This is a genomic window from Pseudomonas sp. FG6 (assembly GCF_057809015.1).
The window spans coordinates 39,889-58,710 of record NZ_JBMDJD010000010.1 but is presented as its reverse complement, the minus strand read 5'-3'; the positions used below and the strand labels follow the sequence as shown (position 1 = coordinate 58,710).

At 60.1% G+C, this 18,822-nt stretch carries 23 protein-coding genes and 1 pseudogene; 10 read left to right on the top strand and 14 right to left on the bottom strand.

Annotated features, from left to right (window positions below; genetic code table 11):
- Positions 1-112 precede the first annotated feature (112 nt).
- A pseudogene (locus ACODSJ_RS08765) lies at positions 113-1,024 on the top strand (DUF3800 domain-containing protein).
- A gap of 240 nt (positions 1,025-1,264) precedes the next feature.
- Complete coding sequence (locus tag ACODSJ_RS08760) at positions 1,265-1,654, top strand: SH3 domain-containing protein (RefSeq protein WP_489101344.1); 390 nt, start codon at positions 1,265-1,267, stop codon at positions 1,652-1,654.
- Positions 1,655-1,741: 87 nt separating this feature from the next.
- On the opposite strand, the gene ACODSJ_RS08755 is transcribed toward ACODSJ_RS08760, so the two are convergent.
- Both ACODSJ_RS08755 and ACODSJ_RS08750 read right to left on the bottom strand, forming a co-directional pair.
- Positions 1,742-1,927 (bottom strand): hypothetical protein, encoded by a 186-nt coding sequence (locus ACODSJ_RS08755; protein ID WP_489101343.1) that lies wholly within the window; start codon positions 1,925-1,927, stop codon positions 1,742-1,744.
- A 115-nt stretch (positions 1,928-2,042) separates the two neighbouring features.
- Entirely contained in the window at positions 2,043-2,237 is a 195-nt protein-coding gene (locus tag ACODSJ_RS08750) for a hypothetical protein (RefSeq protein ID WP_489101342.1), read from the bottom strand.
- A 577-nt stretch (positions 2,238-2,814) separates the two neighbouring features.
- On the opposite strand from ACODSJ_RS08750, the gene ACODSJ_RS08745 reads away from it, so the two are divergent.
- Positions 2,815-3,096, top strand: coding sequence for a DUF3077 domain-containing protein (locus ACODSJ_RS08745; RefSeq protein ID WP_489101341.1), 282 nt, complete (start codon positions 2,815-2,817; stop codon positions 3,094-3,096).
- Positions 3,097-3,303: 207 nt separating this feature from the next.
- Here the strand turns inward: ACODSJ_RS08745 and ACODSJ_RS08740 are convergent, their stop codons facing one another.
- Positions 3,304-3,780: an Lrp/AsnC family transcriptional regulator gene (locus tag ACODSJ_RS08740; protein WP_489101340.1), complete on the bottom strand. Its 477-nt coding sequence runs from the start codon at positions 3,778-3,780 to the stop codon at positions 3,304-3,306.
- 145 nt (positions 3,781-3,925) lie between these two features.
- Here ACODSJ_RS08740 and ACODSJ_RS08735 point away from each other — a divergent pair, with 145 nt between their 5' ends.
- The 3 genes from ACODSJ_RS08735 (at position 3,926) to ACODSJ_RS08725 (ending at position 5,515) form a co-directional block, all read left to right on the top strand.
- A complete protein-coding gene (locus ACODSJ_RS08735; RefSeq protein WP_489101339.1) occupies positions 3,926-4,555 on the top strand; it encodes a LysE family translocator in 630 nt (209 codons plus the stop codon).
- Positions 4,556-4,887: 332 nt separating this feature from the next.
- Positions 4,888-5,103 carry a type II toxin-antitoxin system HicA family toxin gene (locus tag ACODSJ_RS08730; RefSeq protein ID WP_489101338.1) on the top strand — a complete coding sequence of 72 codons (216 nt, stop codon included), beginning with the start codon at positions 4,888-4,890 and terminating at the stop codon, positions 5,101-5,103.
- Position 5,104: 1 nt separating this feature from the next.
- On the top strand, positions 5,105-5,515 hold the full coding sequence (locus ACODSJ_RS08725; protein ID WP_489101337.1) for a type II toxin-antitoxin system HicB family antitoxin: 411 nt from the start codon (positions 5,105-5,107) through the stop codon (positions 5,513-5,515).
- 127 nt (positions 5,516-5,642) lie between these two features.
- Here the strand turns inward: ACODSJ_RS08725 and ACODSJ_RS08720 are convergent, their stop codons facing one another.
- Entirely contained in the window at positions 5,643-5,789 is a 147-nt protein-coding gene (locus ACODSJ_RS08720; RefSeq protein WP_489101336.1) for a hypothetical protein, read from the bottom strand.
- Between the two features lie 176 nt (positions 5,790-5,965).
- Between ACODSJ_RS08720 and ACODSJ_RS08715 the strand changes: the two genes are divergently transcribed.
- On the top strand, positions 5,966-6,379 hold the full coding sequence (locus tag ACODSJ_RS08715) for a low affinity iron permease family protein (protein WP_489101335.1): 414 nt from the start codon (positions 5,966-5,968) through the stop codon (positions 6,377-6,379).
- Between the two features lie 48 nt (positions 6,380-6,427).
- Here the strand turns inward: ACODSJ_RS08715 and ACODSJ_RS08710 are convergent, their stop codons facing one another.
- The 4 genes from ACODSJ_RS08710 to fos form a co-directional block, all read right to left on the bottom strand.
- Positions 6,428-6,856 (bottom strand): SDR family oxidoreductase, encoded by a 429-nt coding sequence (locus tag ACODSJ_RS08710; protein WP_489101334.1) that lies wholly within the window; start codon positions 6,854-6,856, stop codon positions 6,428-6,430.
- A 76-nt stretch (positions 6,857-6,932) separates the two neighbouring features.
- A complete protein-coding gene (locus ACODSJ_RS08705) occupies positions 6,933-7,436 on the bottom strand; it encodes a DUF4142 domain-containing protein (RefSeq protein WP_489101333.1) in 504 nt (167 codons plus the stop codon).
- 128 nt (positions 7,437-7,564) lie between these two features.
- A complete protein-coding gene (locus ACODSJ_RS08700) occupies positions 7,565-8,914 on the bottom strand; it encodes a sensor domain-containing protein (RefSeq protein ID WP_489101332.1) in 1,350 nt (449 codons plus the stop codon).
- 199 nt (positions 8,915-9,113) lie between these two features.
- On the bottom strand, positions 9,114-9,533 hold the full coding sequence (fos, locus tag ACODSJ_RS08695) for a fosfomycin resistance glutathione transferase (protein WP_489101331.1): 420 nt from the start codon (positions 9,531-9,533) through the stop codon (positions 9,114-9,116).
- A 258-nt stretch (positions 9,534-9,791) separates the two neighbouring features.
- On the opposite strand from fos, the gene ACODSJ_RS08690 reads away from it, so the two are divergent.
- Both ACODSJ_RS08690 and ACODSJ_RS08685 read left to right on the top strand, forming a co-directional pair.
- Complete coding sequence (locus ACODSJ_RS08690; RefSeq protein ID WP_489101330.1) at positions 9,792-11,039, top strand: aminotransferase class I/II-fold pyridoxal phosphate-dependent enzyme; 1,248 nt, start codon at positions 9,792-9,794, stop codon at positions 11,037-11,039.
- A complete protein-coding gene (locus tag ACODSJ_RS08685; RefSeq protein WP_489101329.1) occupies positions 11,039-12,202 on the top strand; it encodes an MFS transporter in 1,164 nt (387 codons plus the stop codon). Before ACODSJ_RS08690 ends, ACODSJ_RS08685 begins: the two co-directional genes overlap by 1 nt.
- Positions 12,203-12,207: 5 nt before the next feature.
- Here the strand turns inward: ACODSJ_RS08685 and yiaY are convergent, their stop codons facing one another.
- Positions 12,208-13,356, bottom strand: coding sequence for an L-threonine dehydrogenase (gene yiaY, locus ACODSJ_RS08680; RefSeq protein ID WP_489101328.1), 1,149 nt, complete (start codon positions 13,354-13,356; stop codon positions 12,208-12,210).
- Positions 13,357-13,509: 153 nt separating this feature from the next.
- Between yiaY and ACODSJ_RS08675 the strand changes: the two genes are divergently transcribed.
- Positions 13,510-14,529 (top strand): DUF4917 family protein, encoded by a 1,020-nt coding sequence (locus ACODSJ_RS08675; RefSeq protein WP_489101327.1) that lies wholly within the window; start codon positions 13,510-13,512, stop codon positions 14,527-14,529.
- A 203-nt stretch (positions 14,530-14,732) separates the two neighbouring features.
- Here ACODSJ_RS08675 and ACODSJ_RS08670 read toward each other — a convergent pair whose 3' ends face one another.
- The 5 genes from ACODSJ_RS08670 to ACODSJ_RS08650 form a co-directional block, all read right to left on the bottom strand.
- A complete protein-coding gene (locus ACODSJ_RS08670; RefSeq protein ID WP_489101326.1) occupies positions 14,733-15,077 on the bottom strand; it encodes a YegP family protein in 345 nt (114 codons plus the stop codon).
- A gap of 70 nt (positions 15,078-15,147) precedes the next feature.
- Positions 15,148-15,729, bottom strand: a complete 582-nt coding sequence (locus ACODSJ_RS08665) for a DJ-1/PfpI family protein (RefSeq protein ID WP_489101325.1) — start codon at positions 15,727-15,729, stop codon at positions 15,148-15,150.
- 146 nt (positions 15,730-15,875) lie between these two features.
- The gene (locus tag ACODSJ_RS08660) at positions 15,876-17,093 is read right to left on the bottom strand and encodes a class I SAM-dependent methyltransferase (RefSeq protein ID WP_489101324.1); all 1,218 of its coding nucleotides are present in this window, start codon (positions 17,091-17,093) and stop codon (positions 15,876-15,878) included.
- Positions 17,094-17,418: 325 nt separating this feature from the next.
- Positions 17,419-18,036: a TPM domain-containing protein gene (locus ACODSJ_RS08655; RefSeq protein WP_489101323.1), complete on the bottom strand. Its 618-nt coding sequence runs from the start codon at positions 18,034-18,036 to the stop codon at positions 17,419-17,421.
- Between the two features lie 27 nt (positions 18,037-18,063).
- Complete coding sequence (locus ACODSJ_RS08650) at positions 18,064-18,786, bottom strand: TPM domain-containing protein (RefSeq protein WP_489101322.1); 723 nt, start codon at positions 18,784-18,786, stop codon at positions 18,064-18,066.
- Positions 18,787-18,822: the final 36 nt, after the last annotated feature.

Sequence of the window (18,822 nt, the reverse complement as noted above, 5' to 3'; positions counted from 1 at the left end):
CGCTCACAACCGTCGAACGGTTGACCTAAGTATCGGTTAAGTCCGATGCAACATACTGCGAAAGCAGACCACAGCCACCTTTAAGGTGGCTGTTCTATTTCTGGGGTTCGTTATGCATATCTGCTATATCGACGAATCTGGTGATTCACAACCTATCCTAAGTGACGTTGACAACAAGCAACCCATGCTGATCATTGCAGGGCTCTTTGTAGATGCGCAACGAATCAGCAGGATCACTGATGAGTTCATCAGCCTCAAGCGTCAGTTTTACCCCAAGCTCTTCAAAGATGAACGACACGCGCTTAACGTGCTACTCAAGGAAATCAAAGGGTCGGATCTGAGGAGCGACATCAGACGCCATCCCGCAAATCATTCACTGGTCGAGCATCATTTCAAGTTTATGGATGGCGTGTTGAGTATCTGCAAGACGCACGACATCAAGCTAGTAGCGCGAGTCTGAGTGAAACAGTACGGTCAAGCCCTCGAAGACCGATCAATCTACACTATCACCGCGCAGAACATTGCGAAGCGGTTCCAGCATTTCCTGATCGACCAAGAGTCTCGGGGCATGATCATCGCGGACTTTCGCGACCCTGCGCGCAACCGTTACGTGGCTCACTCAATCTTCACCCAGAAGCACAAACTCGGCAGAGGCGGAGATGCCTATCCCTCGGTCGAGGAAGCCGCCGTTTTCGGTATCAGCGACAACCACGCCTGCTTGCAAATCGCTGACTTGATCTGTTCGACCATCCTTTACCCGATCGCCGGTCGCACTGTTTGTGATGGTCCTTTTACCAACGTCCATACCCATGCCAACTATGACGCGATTGTCCAGCGATACTCGCGTCGCATCAAAGCTATGCAATATCACTGCGCAGAGAACGGTCAACGGCGCTGGGGAATCACGGTGGAAGACCCGCACGGTCGCCGGACTTCGATTTTCCCTCAATCACGATCTCCGGCACGAGCACCGGCACAAGTTGCCGTCCCACTACAAGCCAGCTCCAATGATGGGAGCGCATAGATTGTCTGGCGCTATTATTTGCGGCCCGGATTGAAAGCCATACCCGTCTAAGGAGGGAGTTTTTTCTGCATAGACAGTGAAACATTGAGGGGGCACGGGACAGAGGATGTAAAAAATCCGGTTTTTTGTTTTTTCCTAGCGTCATTCCAACACCGCTGTTGATCATTCGGTAGACGCTGCTTCCCCAATAACTCCCGATTTCTCTATCCTACGCCTCCCTCAAAAACGGAATTTGCCAAGATGCAGCTGCGTTCAAGCTTGTTGTGCCTGTGCCTTTTCAGCAGCCTGAGCCAGGCGGCTGTCGACTGTTCTGCCTTGGCGGAGAAACTCTCGGGAACGGTTCCTGAGTTTCATCCGTCCGTGCAAGGCAAAGTCATTGGCACCGGGCGTGTGCATTTCCACGAAGCGCCGGACGAGGCCTGTGCCAATAAGAAGATTTTCGTCATACCCGGCGACTCCCTCACTGTTTATTCCAGTCTTGAAGACGAGTCATGGCTGGAGGTGAATTACATCGCAAAAGATGGCGAGGACTATACCGGTTGGGTGAAGGCCGACCGGGTCGAGATTGGCAGGCCTTACGGGGCGCCACCGGAGGGTGAGGACGACGCGCCGGCGGATGACGCCCAGTGATCCGGGCCGTCGAGGCCATGTGAAGGAGAACACGGATGTCCGTTATTGATGCCCATCTGGCCTTATTCGTCGGCGCATGACAGAGAATCAAACATGCTTTGCGACAAACGCGACAACGGCAAACAGGGTCAGGGCGAAGGCAGCGCCGATGCTGAACGGCAGCAACGTAACGCGGATCGCGGTCGGGGTCGGGCGCCTCATCTCTTCAGCTAACGCCTCTACCTCTTGATGCAATTGCTCGATGCTGGCTTGATAACTGCGATGTGTGGGCATGTCTCTTTCCCTTCGAGGCTGCGGGCCGTGGTGAGTTTGTGGACCATTTGAGCAATATGAGTCGTGTGCTTGCAACACTCAAGTCCCCGTAATGTTGGGTAGAGCGAACCCGCGCTCAAATTTTAATCCCAAAACCCGCAATGGCGACAATGGCGGTCGCTACCGCTGCCCCTACTGCGTATGGGTACCAAAAGGCTTCGTGCTTCAGCTTCGTTTCCTCAGCCGTAAGCTTGCGAGTTTCAGCCAACAATTTTCGGGTCTCGACCAAGAGTTTATCGAGTTCTAAATTATCGCGGTCGTTCTGAAGCATCGATCATCCTTCCAGCTTGAGCCGCCGTCCTAAGCGTCGCTTTCTGCGAAGCCGGCAAAATCCGTCGGACGTCAATCGCTCATTGCCAATCCTGTAGTCCGTTCGCGAAGCACTATTTCCTATCTGAGTGGCGGTGGATAGCGGTCGGCTCCCGCTTAGTTTGTGGGCAAAATCCGAGAGTTGCGTAGGGGTGTGCCTTCTTTGCTTTTTCGGCGAGTTTTCGCCTTGTTGCCCTTGTCTTTCGATGGCTACTCTTTCGATGTCGCTGCAAATTCAGCGACCGGGCCTAGGAACCCGTTGAATCAAGGCGCACAGCGCCCATAAAATTGCAGGCGCTTTTTGTGTTTGCGATGACGTTTTATGGCGGCTGTGCGTGGGACACCTTCGGGTGTGCCGGGTGCCTTGATTCCCGGTTCCTAGCCCACGTACGGTCGCCACCCGAATCTAGGAAAGGATGGCGGCGGTTTCTCAAATCAAGGAGTGAAACCATGCAAAACGTAATTCCATCCTGTTTCCACCTTTACCAAAACAAGCTTCAGTTGCAGGCCAACAACCTTCCAATCTTCGGAGGCAGGCCATGAACGAAGCCTCCTCCCTCAAAACCATCGGCTACACCCCCTTCAACTATTCCGCTGATCGAGCACTGTTCCGTGTCAACAGCGGCGTGCCCATCCAAGAAGCTTTGGAGCGGGCATCGGATCTTTTGCATCTCGCCCATCGGCTTGCCGAAGACGCGGCATTTGAAAAGAGCACCGACCGCTACGCCTGGGCCGCGCATTTTTTGTTGGAGATGAGCAAGGCGGTGATCGATGACGTGGTGAAAGTCATTACGCCCAGGCCAGAAGCGCAAACCCGTTAACGCTGAGCAACAGTAGGCACACTGTGGTGAGGGAGCTTGCTCCCGCTCGGCTGCGAAGCAGTCGTGACCCGGTTGGATGCGGTGGGCCTGATGCTCCGCATTCAGCAGGTTTTGGGGCCGCTTCGCGGCCCAGCGGGAGCAAGCTCCCTCGCCACAAGATTGTCGGCTGCCTGAAGTGAATAGCGTTGCCGACATTTCGGGGCATTTTTAACCCCCCGGCAAATGCCCCAACGGCAATGCCCCCGGTGTCTTCACCGTGTGAATCGCAAAGTTGCTGCGAATATCACTGACCCCCGGCAGTTTCAGCAGCCGGCCGGTGAGGAATCGGTCGTAGGCGCGCAGGTCCGGCACCACCACTTGCAACAGAAAATCCGATTCGCCTGACACCAAAAACGCCGAGATCACCTCCGGCAACGCCGTGACGGCCCGGCGAAACGCTTCGGCTTGTTCGTCGTTGTGCCGTTCCACCTTCACACCGACAAAAATCGTCAATCCCAGCCCCACTTCGTCGCGGTCCAGGACGGCTTGGTAACCGCGAATGACACCGGCCTCTTCAAGCATCCGCACACGGCGCAGGCAGGGTGATGGGGACAAGCCTATTTCTTCAGCCAGTTGCACATTGCTCAGGCGGCCATCGCGTTGCAGCGCGGCGAGGATTTTGCGGTCGAAGGCATCCAGCTTCATGGATTGGCAGTTTCCGATTGAGTTTTACGAATAGCTAGCAGGTTATGCCAATTTGTTAAGCCTTAGAAGCTGACTTCGCAACCACCTGCCCTGCCCCTTCGCCATAGACTGAGCACCGGCGGATCGTCAATAAAGGGGATGTGAGATGGCAGAACTCTGGTTGTTCCTGATGGCGTTGGCGGTAGTTTACGTGTTGCCCGGACCGGACATGATTCTGCTGCTGCAAACCGGTGCCCGTCAGGGCAAGGGCGCGGCGCTGGCGACGGCGGTGGGCCTGGGGGTGGCTCGTGGATGTCACGTGGCATTGGCGGCGCTGGGGCTTTCGGCCTTGTTCAAGACCGCGCCATGGACGTTCGACGTCGTGCGCCTGGCCGGGGCGGCGTATCTGTTATGGATTGGTTTTCAATGCCTGCGAAGCACGTTGTTGCCGAGTTTTGAAGGCTCTGCCGTCGAAGCCGGAAAACGGCGTTGGTATCAGGCGATTCGGCGTGGCCTGCTGACGAATCTGCTCAATCCCAAGGCCCTGCTGTTTTGCTCGGTGCTGCTGCCGCAGTTCGTCGATCCACAGGACGGGCCGGTGCTGGGGCAGTTCGCGACCCTGGGTGTCCTGCTGGTCGGCGTCGGCCTGCTGTTCGACAGTGCCTACGCATTGGCGGGCGTAGCCCTGGGACGTTGGCTTCAACGATCGCCTTCGGCCCAACGCGTCCAGCAGTGGTTGTTTGGCAGTCTGCTGATTGGTTTTGCGGTGCGGCTGACGTTTGTGCAACAGGCATAGGATCGCTGGATAGGCTGAGCCTGGCCAGATTGAGTCGAAAAAATAGGGCCGCTTCGCCCAAACGCGGACCGGCCCAGCGGGAGCAAGCTCCCTCACCACACATTTGTTGTTCGGCAGGTGTCCTCGACACCTCCTCGCTTTAGCCGTTTCTACGAACTCATCACATCTCGAAATACACCCACCCCGCCCCTCTGCCACCCTTAGGTAACACGGCTTCTAGACTGCGTTGCGATGACTGCGCCTGCCTGCCGATGCGATCTCCGGTGGTTATAGTGTTGATCATTCATTTTCCATAGGTATAGTAACCACCAAGCACACCACACGGAGGTGTTGTGAATAGCCGATTTTTGATAAGCCAGATTATTGCGGACGGTTGGTACCTGGTACGGGTTCGGGGCAGTCACCATCACTTCAAGCACCCGACCAAACCGGGGCTGGTCACGGTGCCTCACCCCAAGAAGGACCTGCTCAAGAAAACGGCCATCAGTATTTTGCAACAGGCGCTGCTTCAGACCGCCCATTGCGCGACGTCTGCGGAGGACGATTGAGATGCTTTACCCGATTGCGATTTCCATGGGCGATGACAAGCACGCCTGGGGTGTTGAGGTGCCGGATATTCCCGGCTGTTTTTCCGCTGGCGACGATCTGGACGAGGCCATGGCGATGGCTCGCGAGGCCATCGAGGGGCACTTCGAGATCCTGGCTGAGGACGGCTCGGCGATTCCCTCGGCCAATACCGTCACCCTGCATGCCGCCAACCCGAAATATGCCGGCTGCACTTGGGCGTTGGTGGACATCGATGTGACCAAATACCTGGGCAAGGCGCAGAAACTCAACATTACCTTGCCTGGCTACCTGCTCACCCGGATCGATGAATATGTGTTGCACCATCCGGAAGAAAAGAGCCGCTCCGGGTTTCTCGCTTCGGCGGCGCTGAAGGTGTTGCAGCAGGGGCGGTGAGAAACGCCGTCCCCACTGTGGGAGCGAGCCTGCTCGCGATAGCGTCGTATCAGCCAACAACCCTGTTACTGGGCTGACGTCATCGCGAGCAGGCTCGCTCCACAGGGGGCAGCGTCGTTATGTGGGTTCATTTTTTCTCCGAACCGGACTCCTGCATCTGCACCGAGGACTTGGCGCCATCGGTGTTGTCCTTGGTCTCGTTGTCCGACTTGTCGAAGCAGCCCTGCAGGGCGAAAAGGCAGCAGGCCAGGCAAAAGGTGCGCGTGAGGTTCATGGTGTACTCCGGTCGAGGGGCTTTAAGCAGTGACCGGAGAACCCTGCAAATGGTTGCGACGATCTTCAGGTTCTACGATGAAACGCTGTCCGGGCGCAGGGCCTGAAGGTCAGCAGAATTTTCACCGCTGCGTTGCTGTCACACCACTCAGGTGCATCCCAATAAGGAACACAGCAATGACCTTCGCCAAAATCGCTCAAAAACTGGCCCTCTGGGCGGGGAGTCCACGCACATTCCTGGGCGCTATTGTGTTGTTGGTGCTCTGGGCGGCCAGCGGACCGCTCTTCGATTTCAATGACACCTGGCAACTGATCATCAACACCTCGACCACCATCATTACCTTTTTGATGGTGTTCCTGATCCAGAACACGCAAAACCGTGACACCGACATCCTGCACCTGAAGGTCGATGAGTTATTGCGGGCGACAAAAGACGCCCATAACGCAATGCTCGGGCTCGAATCGCTGGACCTCAAGCAGTTGGAAGCGATGAGAAAGCACTACCAAACCATGGGCCAGAACGAGGCTGGGAGCCTGGGAGCCGAGCACGGCTTGGAGTCGAAGAACAAGATCGATCTGAACCAGTGCTAAGCAGCGGGCAGGCGAGTAGGGATATCCACTCGCATGCCCCTTCTGGCCTCAAGGCAACGGGTTGCCTCCCGTCACACCAAACACTTCCCCGGTGATGTAGCTTGATTCCTGGGAGGCTAGCAGCACGTAGAGCGGCGAGCATTCGGCCGGTTGCCCAGGACGTTTCATCGGCACCTGGGAACCGAAGGTGGGAATTTTCTCTTGCGGCTGTCCGCCGCTGGGCTGCAGCACGGTCCAGATCGGCCCAGGCGTCACGGCGTTGACGCGAATGCCCTTGCCGATGACCTGCCCGGCCAGCGCCTTGCGGCCTGCCAGGCGACCAAAACCTTGATAGCTTTTTTCGCCATGGTCCGGCTTCGGCACCATGTCCTGGTCGATGCCCGGCGGCAATTGCGGTTGGTCGGGAAACGGCGGGCGGGGGTATTGCGTCAGCGGGTTCTGCACCGCGTATTGGTTGGGTTCTCGGCGTGTGGACATCGAGGGTCTCCTTTTCGGCGGGCAAAATAAGCCGGAACACAGCCGTTCCGGCCCTGATTACAAAAAATGCGGCGCATCAGCGGCTGGCCTGCAGCGCCCTGGCCATCTCGAGATGGGTCTGCAACTTGGGCAGGGTTTCATCGGCGAAGGCCTTGATCTCCGGCACTTCGGTGCTCTGGGCCTGCTGCTCGATCTGCTCGATCGCTTCCTCGGTGGCCTTGACCTGGCTGGCCGCGTAAGCCGCTTCGAAGGACTCGCCTTCGGCCACTTGCGGCATGAGCGTCTTGGCCTTGTCGGAAATTTCTTCGCGCGGCGCGACAGGCAGGTCGAGCTTCTTCGCGATCTTCGCCAGGTGTTGGTTGGCGGTGGTGCGGTCGTTGATCACCATGATGGTGTAATCCTTGACCTCCCTGGATTCAGCCTTGCCGTGGGCCATGCGACTGGCTTCGATGTCGGCCATGCCCTTGGCGGAAGCTTCGTTGATGAATTCGGCCGGCGATTGGGCCCAGGCACTGTTGGCACACAGGCCCATCAACACGACGAGGCTGGTGCTGCGAAAAACGGTGGCCATGCGGCTCATGGTTGCGCCCTCCTCTGATAAAGGTGCGGGATAAAGGTGTCGGGAAAAGACCCGCCCATTATTCGAAAGGGATAAAGGCGAAAAGGTTTGAAGCAACACGCGGCGCCACGACGAACGGTGGCGCCTGATCAGGTATCGAACGCTCGGTGATTCTGGCGCTTGGCGGCGTACATCGCCTCGTCTGCGTGACGAAACAACGCCGCGTCTTCGGTGCCATCGTCAGGGAAACAGGCTACGCCGATGCTCGGCTCGATGCTCAGGTAGTGCCCGTCCAGGCGCAGGGGCTGGGCCAGCGCCCGGCGGATTTTCTCCTGCACGCGTTGGGCATCTTCCAAGGTCTGGATGCTATGGAGCAGGACGACAAACTCATCGCCGCCAATGCGCGCCACGGTGTCGGTGTCGCGGATACACCCCTTGAGCCGACTGGCCACCGCCTGCAACAGCATGTCGCCGACACTGTGGCCGTAGGTGTCGTTGACCTGCTTGAAGCGATCCAGGTCGATGTACAACAAGGCCATTTTTCCTGAAGCGGCGCGGGCATTCGCCAGCGCGGCCTTGAATCGCTCACGCAGCAATTCGCGGTTGGGCACCTGGGTCAACTGGTCGTACTGCGCCATGTGCTGCAACCGGGCGTGCATTTGCTGTCGCTCGATGGCGAGGGTCACTTGCGAGCAGACGTATTGCAGCAGCTCCTTGTCCTGCTCGGTGTAGCGCTCGCGGTCGGCTGCGCTCTTGACGATCAGCGCGCCAATCGTGCCGTTCTGCGAGTTCAACGGCACGCCCAGCCAGCACGGCGCATCCGGTTGGGCCACAAGATCGCCAAGGCCAGGCAGAAGCTCGCCGCCGTCGGGCGTGAGCAGGATCGGCTGACCGCTGCGGATGACCTCGGTGCACAACCGCCGGGTAACGGTGCCGGGCAACTCCGGCTGCCGCTCCCGGTCGTCAACGTGATAGGCAAAATTCAACTGCGCGCATTGCTCGTCGTACAGGGCAATCGAGAAATTGAGCGCCGGCAACCACTCGCCGATGATCAAATGGATGCGCTTGAACAACGCCAGCAGGTCCGCTGCCGCGTGGGCCGCTTCGGAAATCGCGTACAACGCCGCTTGACGGGACTCGGCCAGCTTGCGCTCAGTGATGTCCCGGGCCACGGCGATCCGCAACTGGTCCACCTCCGACCAGCGCGCCGACCAGAGAATGTGCACCACCCGCCCGTCTTTGCGCAGGTAGCGGTTCTCGAAATTGAGCTTGGGCTCGCCGCCCATGATCTCCCGCGCCGCTTCGAGCGTGCGCTGGCGGTCGGCAGGGTGCACCAGGTCAATCATCGGCAGGCCGATCAGTTCTTGCGGGGTATAACCGAGAATTCGCTCGCAGGCGGCGCTGACGAACACGAAACGCCCTTGGCTGTCGACGGCACACACGGCGTCCAGCAGAAGATCGATGTAGCTGGCCAGCGGCGCGGAACTTCGAGTGTCCATGGGCCTGGAGGTCATCCGGATAATGCAGCGGTGAGCGAAGCGGGTGATCGTCGGTTCGTGGTGCCGATACAACCTACCAGACCGATGCGCCCCCCCAGTACCGATGAGGATAGCGCAGGCGCCCCGATTGCACGCAATTGTGCGACTGTTACCCGCACGACGATTGCCCTCCAACGTCTCGGAACTGCACGACGCTGCCTCATCCCGGCTCGCTAAAAAACGCCATGCCGGCATACGGTGCCTGCCGGCAGGCTTTCAACCGGGACGCGAGGTCGCCCACGTGGATTTCGAGCTTGTGCCCGTCCGGATCGAGAAAATAAAACGAATCACCCTCGCTGCGGTTGTCTCGCCACGACGACACCCCAACCGTATTCAGCCGCGCTACCAGCACCGGGAAATCCTCGACAGCGATGCTGAAGGCGTAATGAGTGTAGTCCGCCGCTGGCTCGGCCCTGCGCAATGGGTCGAAAGACAGGCACAACCATAATCCTGGCAACGACAAATACGCTCCACTGTTCCACTTGGCTTCGAGACGCAGCTGCAACAGCTCGACATAGAAGGTCACGCTGCGGTCCAGGTCGGCGACGGCAAGGGTCAGGTGATTGAGTCCAGAGAGCATCACAAGCTACCTATAGAAATATCGATAAACTGGTGCAGCGACAGGGGCCAATACCTGCCAATCCCCTCCTCCGACACCGCCGATGGAATCCCCGCCCAGGGTCTTGGGCAAAGTCCTACGCGGAAATCTCCAGTGACACTCAAACCCACCGGAAACAGCCGATTCAAAGCCCTGCCTGACGTTCTGTAAAGTCTGGAACTACCGCCTTATCGCAATACCCCACGGACAGCACCATCAACCAAGGAATGTCACCGGACCATGGACCAGACTGCGCAATCGCCCCATCACTTCACCAACTACCGCAAGGTCATCGCCCTCGCCGACCCGGACTGGCAGAGCACCGAGACAGGGAAAGTCTCCGGGCTGAACGTCGAGGTCAAGACGCCCAATGTGTTGACTGACCAATACGGTCGCACTTTTCATCATTTCTGTACCACGTCCTACCTGGGCTTGGATTATCACCCTGCCCTGCTGGACGGCGCCATGACCGCCCTGTGGGAAACAGGGACGCTGCGGGTCGCCAATTCCAGGAACCGCTGCAAGCTGGCCATCCTGGAGCAGTACGAAACCCAATTGTCGGAACTGTTCGGCGCCAGTTGCCTCAGCGCCTTGTCGTGCAGCGCGGCCAGTGCCGGTATCCTGCCGCTGCTGGCCAGCGGCGTGTTCACCCGTGATCGTCCGCCCGTCATGGTGTTCGATAAGTTTGCCCACTATTCGATGAACCACAGCAAGGCGGCCTGTGCCGATGAAACCCAGGTCATCACCTGCCCGCACAACGACATGGATTTCCTCGAAGACGTGTGCAAACGGCAGCGCAGCGTGGCGTATGTCGCCGACAGCGCCTACAGCATGGGTGGGTTGGCGGACCTGGACAGCCTGCTGTACCTCAAGCAGCGCTACGGTTTGTTCCTCTATCTGGACGACTCCCATGCCTTGTCGGCAGTCGGCGAATCCGGCGCCGGCCTGGTTCGTCCACGCGTCCCGGCAGTGGATGAGCGCACGCTGATCGTGGCCTCGCTGGCCAAGTCATTCGGCGCCAGCGGCGGGCTGGCCATGTTTGGCAGTGAACGGCACAAGGCCCTGGTACAACGCTATGGCGGGCCGAGCAACTGGTCCCAGAGCCTGAACGCAGCGGCCATCGGCGCCGGCATGGCTTCGATCCGCTTGCACCACAGCCGGGAATTCAGTGCCTTGCAGGAGCGTTTGCAGGCTAATATCCGCCTCTTCGACAGCCTCGTGCGTACCGAACAGCGTGGCAATTGCATGGCAATCCGTCTGGTGTCTTGCGGTGACGCGGCCTTGGCCAACCGCCTGGCGGTGGAACTGGCGGAACTGGGCTATTTCACTTCGGCGGTGTTTTTCCCCGTGGTGCCGCAACACAAGGCGGCCATTCGCATGACCTTGCGCGCCGACATGGAGGCTGACGTGATTCGCTCGTTTTGCGCAAAGCTCACCGAGCTGCTGCTGCCCCACGGGCGTGACATCCGTCCTGAAACGAGTCTTTGATGAAAAACCGTACAACCCTGGTCGTCACGTGCACCACCGTCTTCCTGGCGCAGTTGGGCATGAGCATCAATCTACCGGCCTTGCCTGATATCGCCCGGGACCTGGGTGCCGACGCGTCCCAGGTTTCCTGGGGCTTGTCGGTGTACCTGATCGGCATGGCGCTGCCCATGTTGCTGTGGGGCAGCCTGAGCCAGCGCCTGGGACGCAAGCCGGTCTTGCTGGCGGCACTGGGAGTGTACGGCTTGGGCAACCTGGCCTTGCCGATGGGCAGCACCGTGGAGGCATTCCTGGCGCTGAGGCTGGTCCAGGGCCTCGGCGCCAGCGGTATCTCGGTCATGGCGCGGGTGTTGATTCGGGACAGTTTTAGCGGCGACCTGTTGGCCAAGGCCCTGTCCTGGATATCGATTGCCTTTGTGATTGCCCTCGGCATCGGCCAGTACCTGGGTTCGCTGATCCAGGCGGCATTCGGTTGGGAGGCGATTTTCCAGGGCCTGGGCGCCGTCAGCCTGGCCATGGCAGCGATCGTGTCCCGGGCCGGTTTTCCCGTGCTGGCACAAGGCAGCAACGGGCAAGCGGCGTGGCGCGTCTACGGTCAGATCGTGCGGCAACGGGCGTTCCTGCTGCCGGCACTGGTCGGTGGGCTGGGTTACGGCGTGATCGTCGCCTTCAATACCGTCGCGCCGCTGATTCTGCAGGGGCGCTTCCACTGGTCGCCGATTGAATACGGCCTGTTGGGTTGGCCGATCAGTGCGGCGTACCTGCTCGGCGCCTTGGCGGTGAACGCTTTTGTACTGCGTACCGGCCAGCGACGAATGATGGGGTGGGGGATCGCACTGGTGCTGGGCGGTTGCATGACCATGCTGGCAGGCAGCCTTGGCCTGGGCAGCATCGCGCTGCTTTTCTGGCTGCCGTATTGCTTCGCAGTGTTTGGCCAGTCGTTGATCTACCCTATCAGCCTGTCCCTGGCCAACGAAGGCTCGCCGGTGCCTGGCGCTTATGCCATGGCGTTGAGCGGGTTCCTGCACCAACTGATGGCATCGCTCGTCGGCGCCATGGCCAGCCTGTTGTCGAGCCAACAGGCCTGGCCGCTGACGGCGTTGTGTGCCTTGCTGGGTGCGGCGGCGATGATGTGCATGAAACTCATGCCGCCCCGCCCCCCTTAAGCTTCCTAAAACGCGCTGCGGAAAATCTCCTCGATCTGCCGTTGGTCAGCTGCACGCGGGTTGGTCAGGCCGCAAGCGTCTTTCAGTGCGTTGGTTGCCAGGACCGGCACATCGTTGAGGCGTACGCCCAACTCACGCAGACCGGCCGGGATTTCCACGTCCAGAGCCAGGCTACGGATTGCCGCAATGGCGGACTGAGCCCCCTCCTCCGGACTGAACCCACGTGTATCGGCGCCCATAGCAAGGGCCACGTCGGTCAAGCGGTCAGCGCAGACCGAGGCGTTGAAACTCTGCACATGGGGCAGCAGCACCGCGTTGCACACGCCGTGAGGCAAGTCGTAGAAACCGCCCAGTTGGTGAGCCATGGCATGCACGAAACCCAACGAAGCATTGTTGAAGGCCATGCCGGCAAGAAACTGCGCGTAGGCCATGTTTTCCCGCGCGGCCAGATCGCTGCCGTCGCGTACGGCCAGACGCAGGTTGTTGCTGATCAAGGTGATGGCTTTCAGGGCGCAGGCATCGGTAATCGGCGTGGCTGCGGTGGAAACATAAGCCTCGATCGCGTGGGTCAACGCGTCCATGCCGGTGGCAGCCGTCAGGCCCTTGGGCATCGCCACCATCAGCGCCGGGTCGTTCACCGACATCAGCGGCGTCACGTTGCGGTCGACGATGGCCATCTTCACATGGCGGGTTTCGTCGGTGATGATGCAAAAACGGGTCATCTCGCTGGCCGTACCGGCCGTGGTGTTGATCGCGATGAGCGGCAGTTGCGGCTTGCTGGAACGGTCGACACCTTCATAGTCACGGATCTGCCCGCCGTTGGTGGCGCACAGAGCGATACCCTTGGCGCAGTCGTGAGGCGAACCGCCGCCCAGCGACACCACGAAATCGCATTGGCTTTCCTTCAACAGCCCGAGCCCGAGCTCGACGTTGGTGATGCTCGGGTTCGGCTTGGCCCCGTCAAAAATGACCGAGTCGACGTCCTGCTGCGCCAGCAGCTCGGCCACTTTGCCCGCCACGCCGGCCTTGGCCAGCCCCGCATCGGTAACGATCAGGGCCTTGCGAAACCCGTAGTTGCGAATGGCGGTCATGGCTTCGTCGAGGCAACCCAGCCCCATAATGTTCACAGCGGGAATGAAAAAAGTGCTACTCATGGGACACATTCCTGGAAGAGGCCGGGATCGGCGGGGCTACAGGATTGACCGAGTAGTCACAAAGTATCTTGATCTGGCTCAAGACTGGCTCGTGATAAAGTCGCGCCCTGCCTTTGCCCTGTTTTGAGATGACTTCTTTGAGATGACTTCGCGATGACCGATTTCCAGGAATATGACGCCCGGCTCGAAGACTGGGAGGCCCTGCGCGCCAACGTGCCCTTCAGCGGCCTGTTGGTGGGCAACGGCGCCAGCCGCGCCGTGTGGGACGATTTCGGCTATGACTCACTGTTCGAAAACGCCCGCACGGTCGAGGAAAAGCCCTTGGGACCTTCGGAACTGAGCGTATTCGACGCCCTGCAGACCCGCAGTTTCGAGCAGGTGCTCGGTGCGCTGAAAACCACCAGCCGGGTCAACAAGGCCCTGGCCGTCAGCTCCGCCGCCCCGCGCAATCGCTATTACGCGATCAAGGAAGCGCTGATCAACACCGTGCATGCCATGCACATCCCTTGGCGGTTGGTGCAGCCGTCGACCCTGGCCGCGCTCAACCAGGAGCTGAGCCGCTACCGTACGGTGTTCACCACCAATTACGACCTGCTCCACCACTGGGCCATCGAGCAGGGGAACGACGCCGTCACCGACCTGTTCGTCGACCAAGACCGCCGTTTTGACCTGAGCCAGGTGACCACGGACAAAACGCGCCTGTTGTACCTGCACGGAGGCCTGCACCTGGTGCGTAACCAGGACGGCACAGCCCGCCGGCTCGCGTCCACCGAAGGCACCTTGCTGGGCAACTTTGCCATCAACAACACCCTGAAGACCCTCGACGACGTGCCGCTGTTCGTCAACGAAGGCCCCCACCAGGACAAACTCAAGACCATTCGCAGCAGCGATTACCTATCGTTCTGCTACGGGCAGTTGCTGGACCACGGCGACAACCTGTGCCTGTTCGGCCAGGCCCTGGGCGAGCAGGACCGGCACATTGTCGATGCGCTGTGTCAGGCCGCTCCGAAAGTCATGGCGATCTCGATCTACCCCCGCAGCCCGGCGTTCATCCAGCACCAGAAGCGCCATTACGCCAAGCTGTTCCAGGGGCTGGAGGTGCAACTTCGGTTTTTCGATGCCAAGAGCCATCCGCTGGGGGATCCGAAATTGTCGGTGCCGGTGGAGGTTTAGCCTCGCAAGGCTGACCTGGTGCCACCCCTCAGGTCAGCGTGAGGACCGTGGCGAGGGAGCTTGCTCCCGCTCGGCTGCGAAGCAGTCGTCATTGACGCGATGGGACCGCTGCGCGATCCAGCGCGAGCAAGACACCCTCGCCACAAAGGCCTCCCGCCATGGGCCGTGCCAGCGCGAGCAAGCACCCTCTCACCGGGACGAGTTCAAAACGCCGCCAAGGTCTTGTCCTTGATCACCGTCGTCGGGCCGTTGGCCTTGACGCTGGCGATGCCTTTGTCTCGGGCGGCGTCCGATGAATAGGCTTCACTGCTGCCAATCACTTCATGGTTGGCCGCCTTGAGGTTGAAATACGGGTGGCCGTCCTTGGTGTTCTTGAGTTCATAGCGCTCGGCCAGCGGGCTGTTTTTCTGCACCGCCACAATGCCGCCGTCGACACCGCTGCGGGTGGTGTACAGCTCGCTGGTCAAGATCGTCTCGGCGTTGGCCGCCTTGAGCACAAACCGAAACTGGCCGCTACTGCTCTTGCTGATTTCGTACCATCCGGACATCGTCGTTCTCCTCTGGCGCGGGGTTGATGCCCAGACAGTAAAGACCCGTTGCGGCTGTTCTGCCAACGGCCTACAGGGTGATGGTGGTGCCCAGCAACCCCAGGAACCCGGCCAGCCAATGGGGGTGGGCCGGCCAAGCCGGGGCGGTCGCCAGATTGCCCTGGACATGACCCTCGGTCACGGCAATATCGATGTAGGTACCACCCGCCAGCCGCACCTCCGGAGCGCACGCCGGGTAGGCACTGCATTCGCGTCCCTCCAGGACGCCCGCCGCCGCCAGCAGCTGCGCGCCGTGGCACACCGCGGCAATCGGCTTACCTGCCAGATCGAAATCGCGTACCAGTTGCAGGACTTTTTCGTTCAGGCGCAGGTATTCCGGCGCACGTCCGCCCGGGATCAGCAGGGCGTCATAGGCGGTGGCTTCGACACCGGCAAAATCATGATTGAGGGCGAACAGATGCCCCGGTTTTTCGCTGTAGGTCTGGTCGCCCTCGAAGTCATGGATCGCCGTGCGCACGGTTTGCCCGGCGCTCTTGTCCGGGCAAACGGCGTGCACGGTGTGCCCCACCATCTGCAAGGCCTGGAACGGCACCATCACTTCATAATCTTCGACGTAGTCGCCGACCAGCATCAGGATTTTCTTTGCGGCCATGGGTTGAGCTCCTTTGGGAATGCGTGAGGGGTAAACGCATTAAAGGTAGCTCGGAGTGTCGGTTGGCGAGCGATAACTGGGCATGGGCTGACGGAGTGCATCCCCCAAAGGAGTACTCCCACAGGGGATGGTGCCAGCCGCAGGTTTCAGGCCAGAAATCCATCCGCCCGAAGCAAGGTTTCCAGGCAATGCTCGGTGATGTGGTAGAACGCCTTGAGTTCCTGGATCTTGGCCAACAGCTCGGTGGCGTCCACGGGTTGGGCGCGTTTGACCGCCAGGATCATCTTGTTCTTGTTGGTGTGTTCCAGGGAGATGAACTCAAACACCTTGGTCTCGTAGCCACAGGCTTCCAGGAACAGCGCCCGCAAGCTGTCGGTGACCATTTCTGCTTGCTGGCCCAGGTGCAGACCGTATTGCAGCATCGGCTTGAGCAGCGCCGGGCTCTGGATCTGCAGGCGGATCTGCTTGTGGCAGCACGGCGAGCACATGATGATCGAGGCGCCCGAGCGAATCCCCATGTGGATCGCGTAGTCGGTGGCGATGTCGCAGGCATGCAAGGCGATCATCACGTCCACCGCGCTCGGCGCCACGCTGCGCACGTCACCGTGCTGGAAGCTCAAGCCCGGGTGCTCCAAGCGCGCCGCCGCCTCGTTGCACAGCTTGACCATGTCTTCGCGCAACTCCACGCCCGTCACCACGCCTTCGGCCTGCAAGGTGTTGCGCAGGTAATCGTGGATGGCGAAGGTCAGGTAGCCCTTGCCCGAGCCGAAATCCGAGACCCGCACCGGCTTGTCCAGGGCCAGTGGCGAGGACGTCAGCGCATGGCTGAAGACTTCGATGAACTTGTTGATCTGCTTCCACTTGCGCGACATCGCCGGGATCAGCTCGTGCTTGTGGTTGGTCACGCCCAGGTCGGCAAGAAATGGCCGGCTCAGGTCGAGGAAGCGGTTTTTCTCGCGGTTGTGCTCGGCCGATGGCACTTCGCGCAATTGCTGGGGCTTGCTCTTGAACAGCGAGGACTTGCCCTTCTTGCTGTACTCCAGCTGCGCTTCGTCGGTGACCGCCAGCAAATGGGCGTTCTTGAACGAGGCCGGCAACAGCGCGGCGATGGTCTGAACCCCTTCGACCAGCGGGAAGTTGCGGGTGATGTCGCGGGTCTTGTAGCGATAGACGAAGGACAGACACGGCTGCTCCTTGACCGTCAGTTGCTTGATGATCAGCCGCTGGAGGTCCGCTTCGTCGCCCACATACTTGGCCAGCACCAATTTGATGAAAGCGTTCTGTTCGAGGCTGGTTTGCAGCAGTTCGATGAACTGGGCGTGGTGATCCGGTGCGGGACGGGCAGGCGTTGCGGTGACAGACATGGAAAAGCGGCCTCGGGGCGGGCAAAAGCGGGAGTGGTAGGTATTTTAGGGAGGATAGGAGTGAAGGGCACGGGGAATTTCCCCAATGGTGCGAAATCTTGGCGATACGCTCTCCGTGACGATCGCTCTGTTGGAATCAACCGGGCCTTTGCGACCTGCCGAGCTCTTGTGGCGAGGGAGCTTGCTCCCGCTGGAGCGCGAAGCGGTCCCCATCGGTTCCAAGGCTAGGTTGCAGTCTTACCCAATCACGACTGCTTCGCAGCCGAGCGGGAGCAAGCTCCCTCGCCACAAGAGCGTCCCTGTCACAGCCGTGAATCCAATTTCCTCAGCCCAACACCACCAAACGATTCGGCAGTTCATTGCGTTCATGGGTCACCGGCACGTGCACCTTGAGCAGTTCGCCGCAGGCCTCGATGCAGGTCACGAAGCCCTGCAACGTCTGCCCCTGGCGAACCTGTTGGGTGAATGCCGCGACAATGGCCTCCCAGCATTTATCGTCGAGTCGTTTGGAAATGCCTTCGTCCACGAGGATTTCCACGTACCGCTCCGCCTCGCAAACAAAGATCAACATGCCGGTGCTGCCTGCCGTGTGGTGCAGGTTCTGCTCAAGAAACTGCCGGCGCGCCAGGTTGGAGGCCCGCCAGTGACGCACGGAACGGGGGATCAAGTGCGTGGTGACGCGGGGAATCCGGAACACCAGGCACAGCACGATGAAACTGGCCCATTGCACCAGCAACAGGCTGTGCATGGCCAGCCAACCCGTGAGGTAATGGATCACGCCGGGGACCACCAGGGCCAGCAGACTGGCCCACAGCAGCGGAATATAGGCGTAGTCGTCGGCGCGAGCGGCCAGCACCGTGACCAGTTCAGCGTCGGTATGTCGCTCGACCCGGGCAATGGCCTCGGCGACCTTGCGTTGTTCGTGTTCAGTCAGTAGTGCCATGTTAAAAGTGCCTGCTCATTATTATTGTCACCAGCCGCCCGACGAACCGCCGCCCCCAAAACTGCCACCGCCACCGCTGAAACCACCACCGCCACCGCCGCCGAAGCCTCCCCCTCCGGAACCGCTCGAACCGCCGGAACCGCCGCGTCCTGCCGGCAGGATACCGAGCATCTGACAGACGAATATCGTCACGATAAACAGCAGCACCAGAAAGATGAACAGCCCCGGATGACGCTCGACGAAATCAGGCTGCTCCTGGCCACCTTCGCTGTAGACCGGCGCCGGCTCATCCAGGGGACTGCCGCCCAATACCAGCAACATCGCGGCCACGCCGTCGCTGATGCCCTTGGTGAAATTGCCGGTCTTGAACGCCGGGGTGATCACCTGGTTGATGATCACCGAACTCTGGGCGTCGGTCAGGCGATCTTCCAGGCCGTAGCCCACTTCGATCCGCAGTTTACGGTCATCCCGGGCCACGATCAGCAGCGCGCCGTTGTTCTTGTCCTTCTGCCCGATGCCCCAATGCCGACCCAACTGATAGCCGAAGTCTTCGATGCTGGTACCTTGCAGGTTCGGGAGCGTCACGACCACCACCTGCTCGCCAGTGGCCTGCTCATGGGCCTTGAGCTGCGCCTCCAGTTGCGCCGCCACCGCAGGCTGGAGCATCTGGGCGGTGTCCACCACTCGCCCGGTCAGCGCCGGAAATTTCAGTTCGGCCTGGGCCGTGAATGCAAATACCCAGAGCAGCATGAAGACGCAGCTGCGAGCGACAAGCTTCAAGCTGCA

Excerpts from the sequence above, each read along its gene's own strand:
- fos (WP_489101331.1), bottom strand. The coding sequence starts at position 9,533 with ATGCTCTCTGGACTCAATCACCTGACCCTTGCCGTCGCCGACCTGGAC.
- ACODSJ_RS08760 (WP_489101344.1), top strand. The coding sequence starts at position 1,265 with ATGCAGCTGCGTTCAAGCTTGTTGTGCCTGTGCCTTTTCAGCAGCCTG.
- ACODSJ_RS08755 (WP_489101343.1), bottom strand. The coding sequence starts at position 1,927 with ATGCCCACACATCGCAGTTATCAAGCCAGCATCGAGCAATTGCATCAA.
- ACODSJ_RS08700 (WP_489101332.1), bottom strand. The coding sequence starts at position 8,914 with ATGGACACTCGAAGTTCCGCGCCGCTGGCCAGCTACATCGATCTTCTG.
- ACODSJ_RS08745 (WP_489101341.1), top strand. The coding sequence starts at position 2,815 with ATGAACGAAGCCTCCTCCCTCAAAACCATCGGCTACACCCCCTTCAAC.
- ACODSJ_RS08690 (WP_489101330.1), top strand. The coding sequence starts at position 9,792 with ATGGACCAGACTGCGCAATCGCCCCATCACTTCACCAACTACCGCAAG.
- ACODSJ_RS08675 (WP_489101327.1), top strand. The coding sequence starts at position 13,510 with ATGACCGATTTCCAGGAATATGACGCCCGGCTCGAAGACTGGGAGGCC.
- ACODSJ_RS08650 (WP_489101322.1), bottom strand. The coding sequence starts at position 18,786 with ATGCTGCTCTGGGTATTTGCATTCACGGCCCAGGCCGAACTGAAATTT.
- ACODSJ_RS08720 (WP_489101336.1), bottom strand. The coding sequence starts at position 5,789 with ATGAACCTCACGCGCACCTTTTGCCTGGCCTGCTGCCTTTTCGCCCTG.
- ACODSJ_RS08685 (WP_489101329.1), top strand. The coding sequence starts at position 11,039 with ATGAAAAACCGTACAACCCTGGTCGTCACGTGCACCACCGTCTTCCTG.
- ACODSJ_RS08665 (WP_489101325.1), bottom strand. The coding sequence starts at position 15,729 with ATGGCCGCAAAGAAAATCCTGATGCTGGTCGGCGACTACGTCGAAGAT.
- ACODSJ_RS08655 (WP_489101323.1), bottom strand. The coding sequence starts at position 18,036 with ATGGCACTACTGACTGAACACGAACAACGCAAGGTCGCCGAGGCCATT.
- ACODSJ_RS08725 (WP_489101337.1), top strand. The coding sequence starts at position 5,105 with ATGCTTTACCCGATTGCGATTTCCATGGGCGATGACAAGCACGCCTGG.
- ACODSJ_RS08705 (WP_489101333.1), bottom strand. The coding sequence starts at position 7,436 with ATGAGCCGCATGGCCACCGTTTTTCGCAGCACCAGCCTCGTCGTGTTG.
- ACODSJ_RS08715 (WP_489101335.1), top strand. The coding sequence starts at position 5,966 with ATGACCTTCGCCAAAATCGCTCAAAAACTGGCCCTCTGGGCGGGGAGT.
- yiaY (WP_489101328.1), bottom strand. The coding sequence starts at position 13,356 with ATGAGTAGCACTTTTTTCATTCCCGCTGTGAACATTATGGGGCTGGGT.
- ACODSJ_RS08735 (WP_489101339.1), top strand. The coding sequence starts at position 3,926 with ATGGCAGAACTCTGGTTGTTCCTGATGGCGTTGGCGGTAGTTTACGTG.
- ACODSJ_RS08740 (WP_489101340.1), bottom strand. The coding sequence starts at position 3,780 with ATGAAGCTGGATGCCTTCGACCGCAAAATCCTCGCCGCGCTGCAACGC.
- ACODSJ_RS08710 (WP_489101334.1), bottom strand. The coding sequence starts at position 6,856 with ATGTCCACACGCCGAGAACCCAACCAATACGCGGTGCAGAACCCGCTG.
- ACODSJ_RS08750 (WP_489101342.1), bottom strand. The coding sequence starts at position 2,237 with ATGCTTCAGAACGACCGCGATAATTTAGAACTCGATAAACTCTTGGTC.
- ACODSJ_RS08660 (WP_489101324.1), bottom strand. The coding sequence starts at position 17,093 with ATGTCTGTCACCGCAACGCCTGCCCGTCCCGCACCGGATCACCACGCC.
- ACODSJ_RS08670 (WP_489101326.1), bottom strand. The coding sequence starts at position 15,077 with ATGTCCGGATGGTACGAAATCAGCAAGAGCAGTAGCGGCCAGTTTCGG.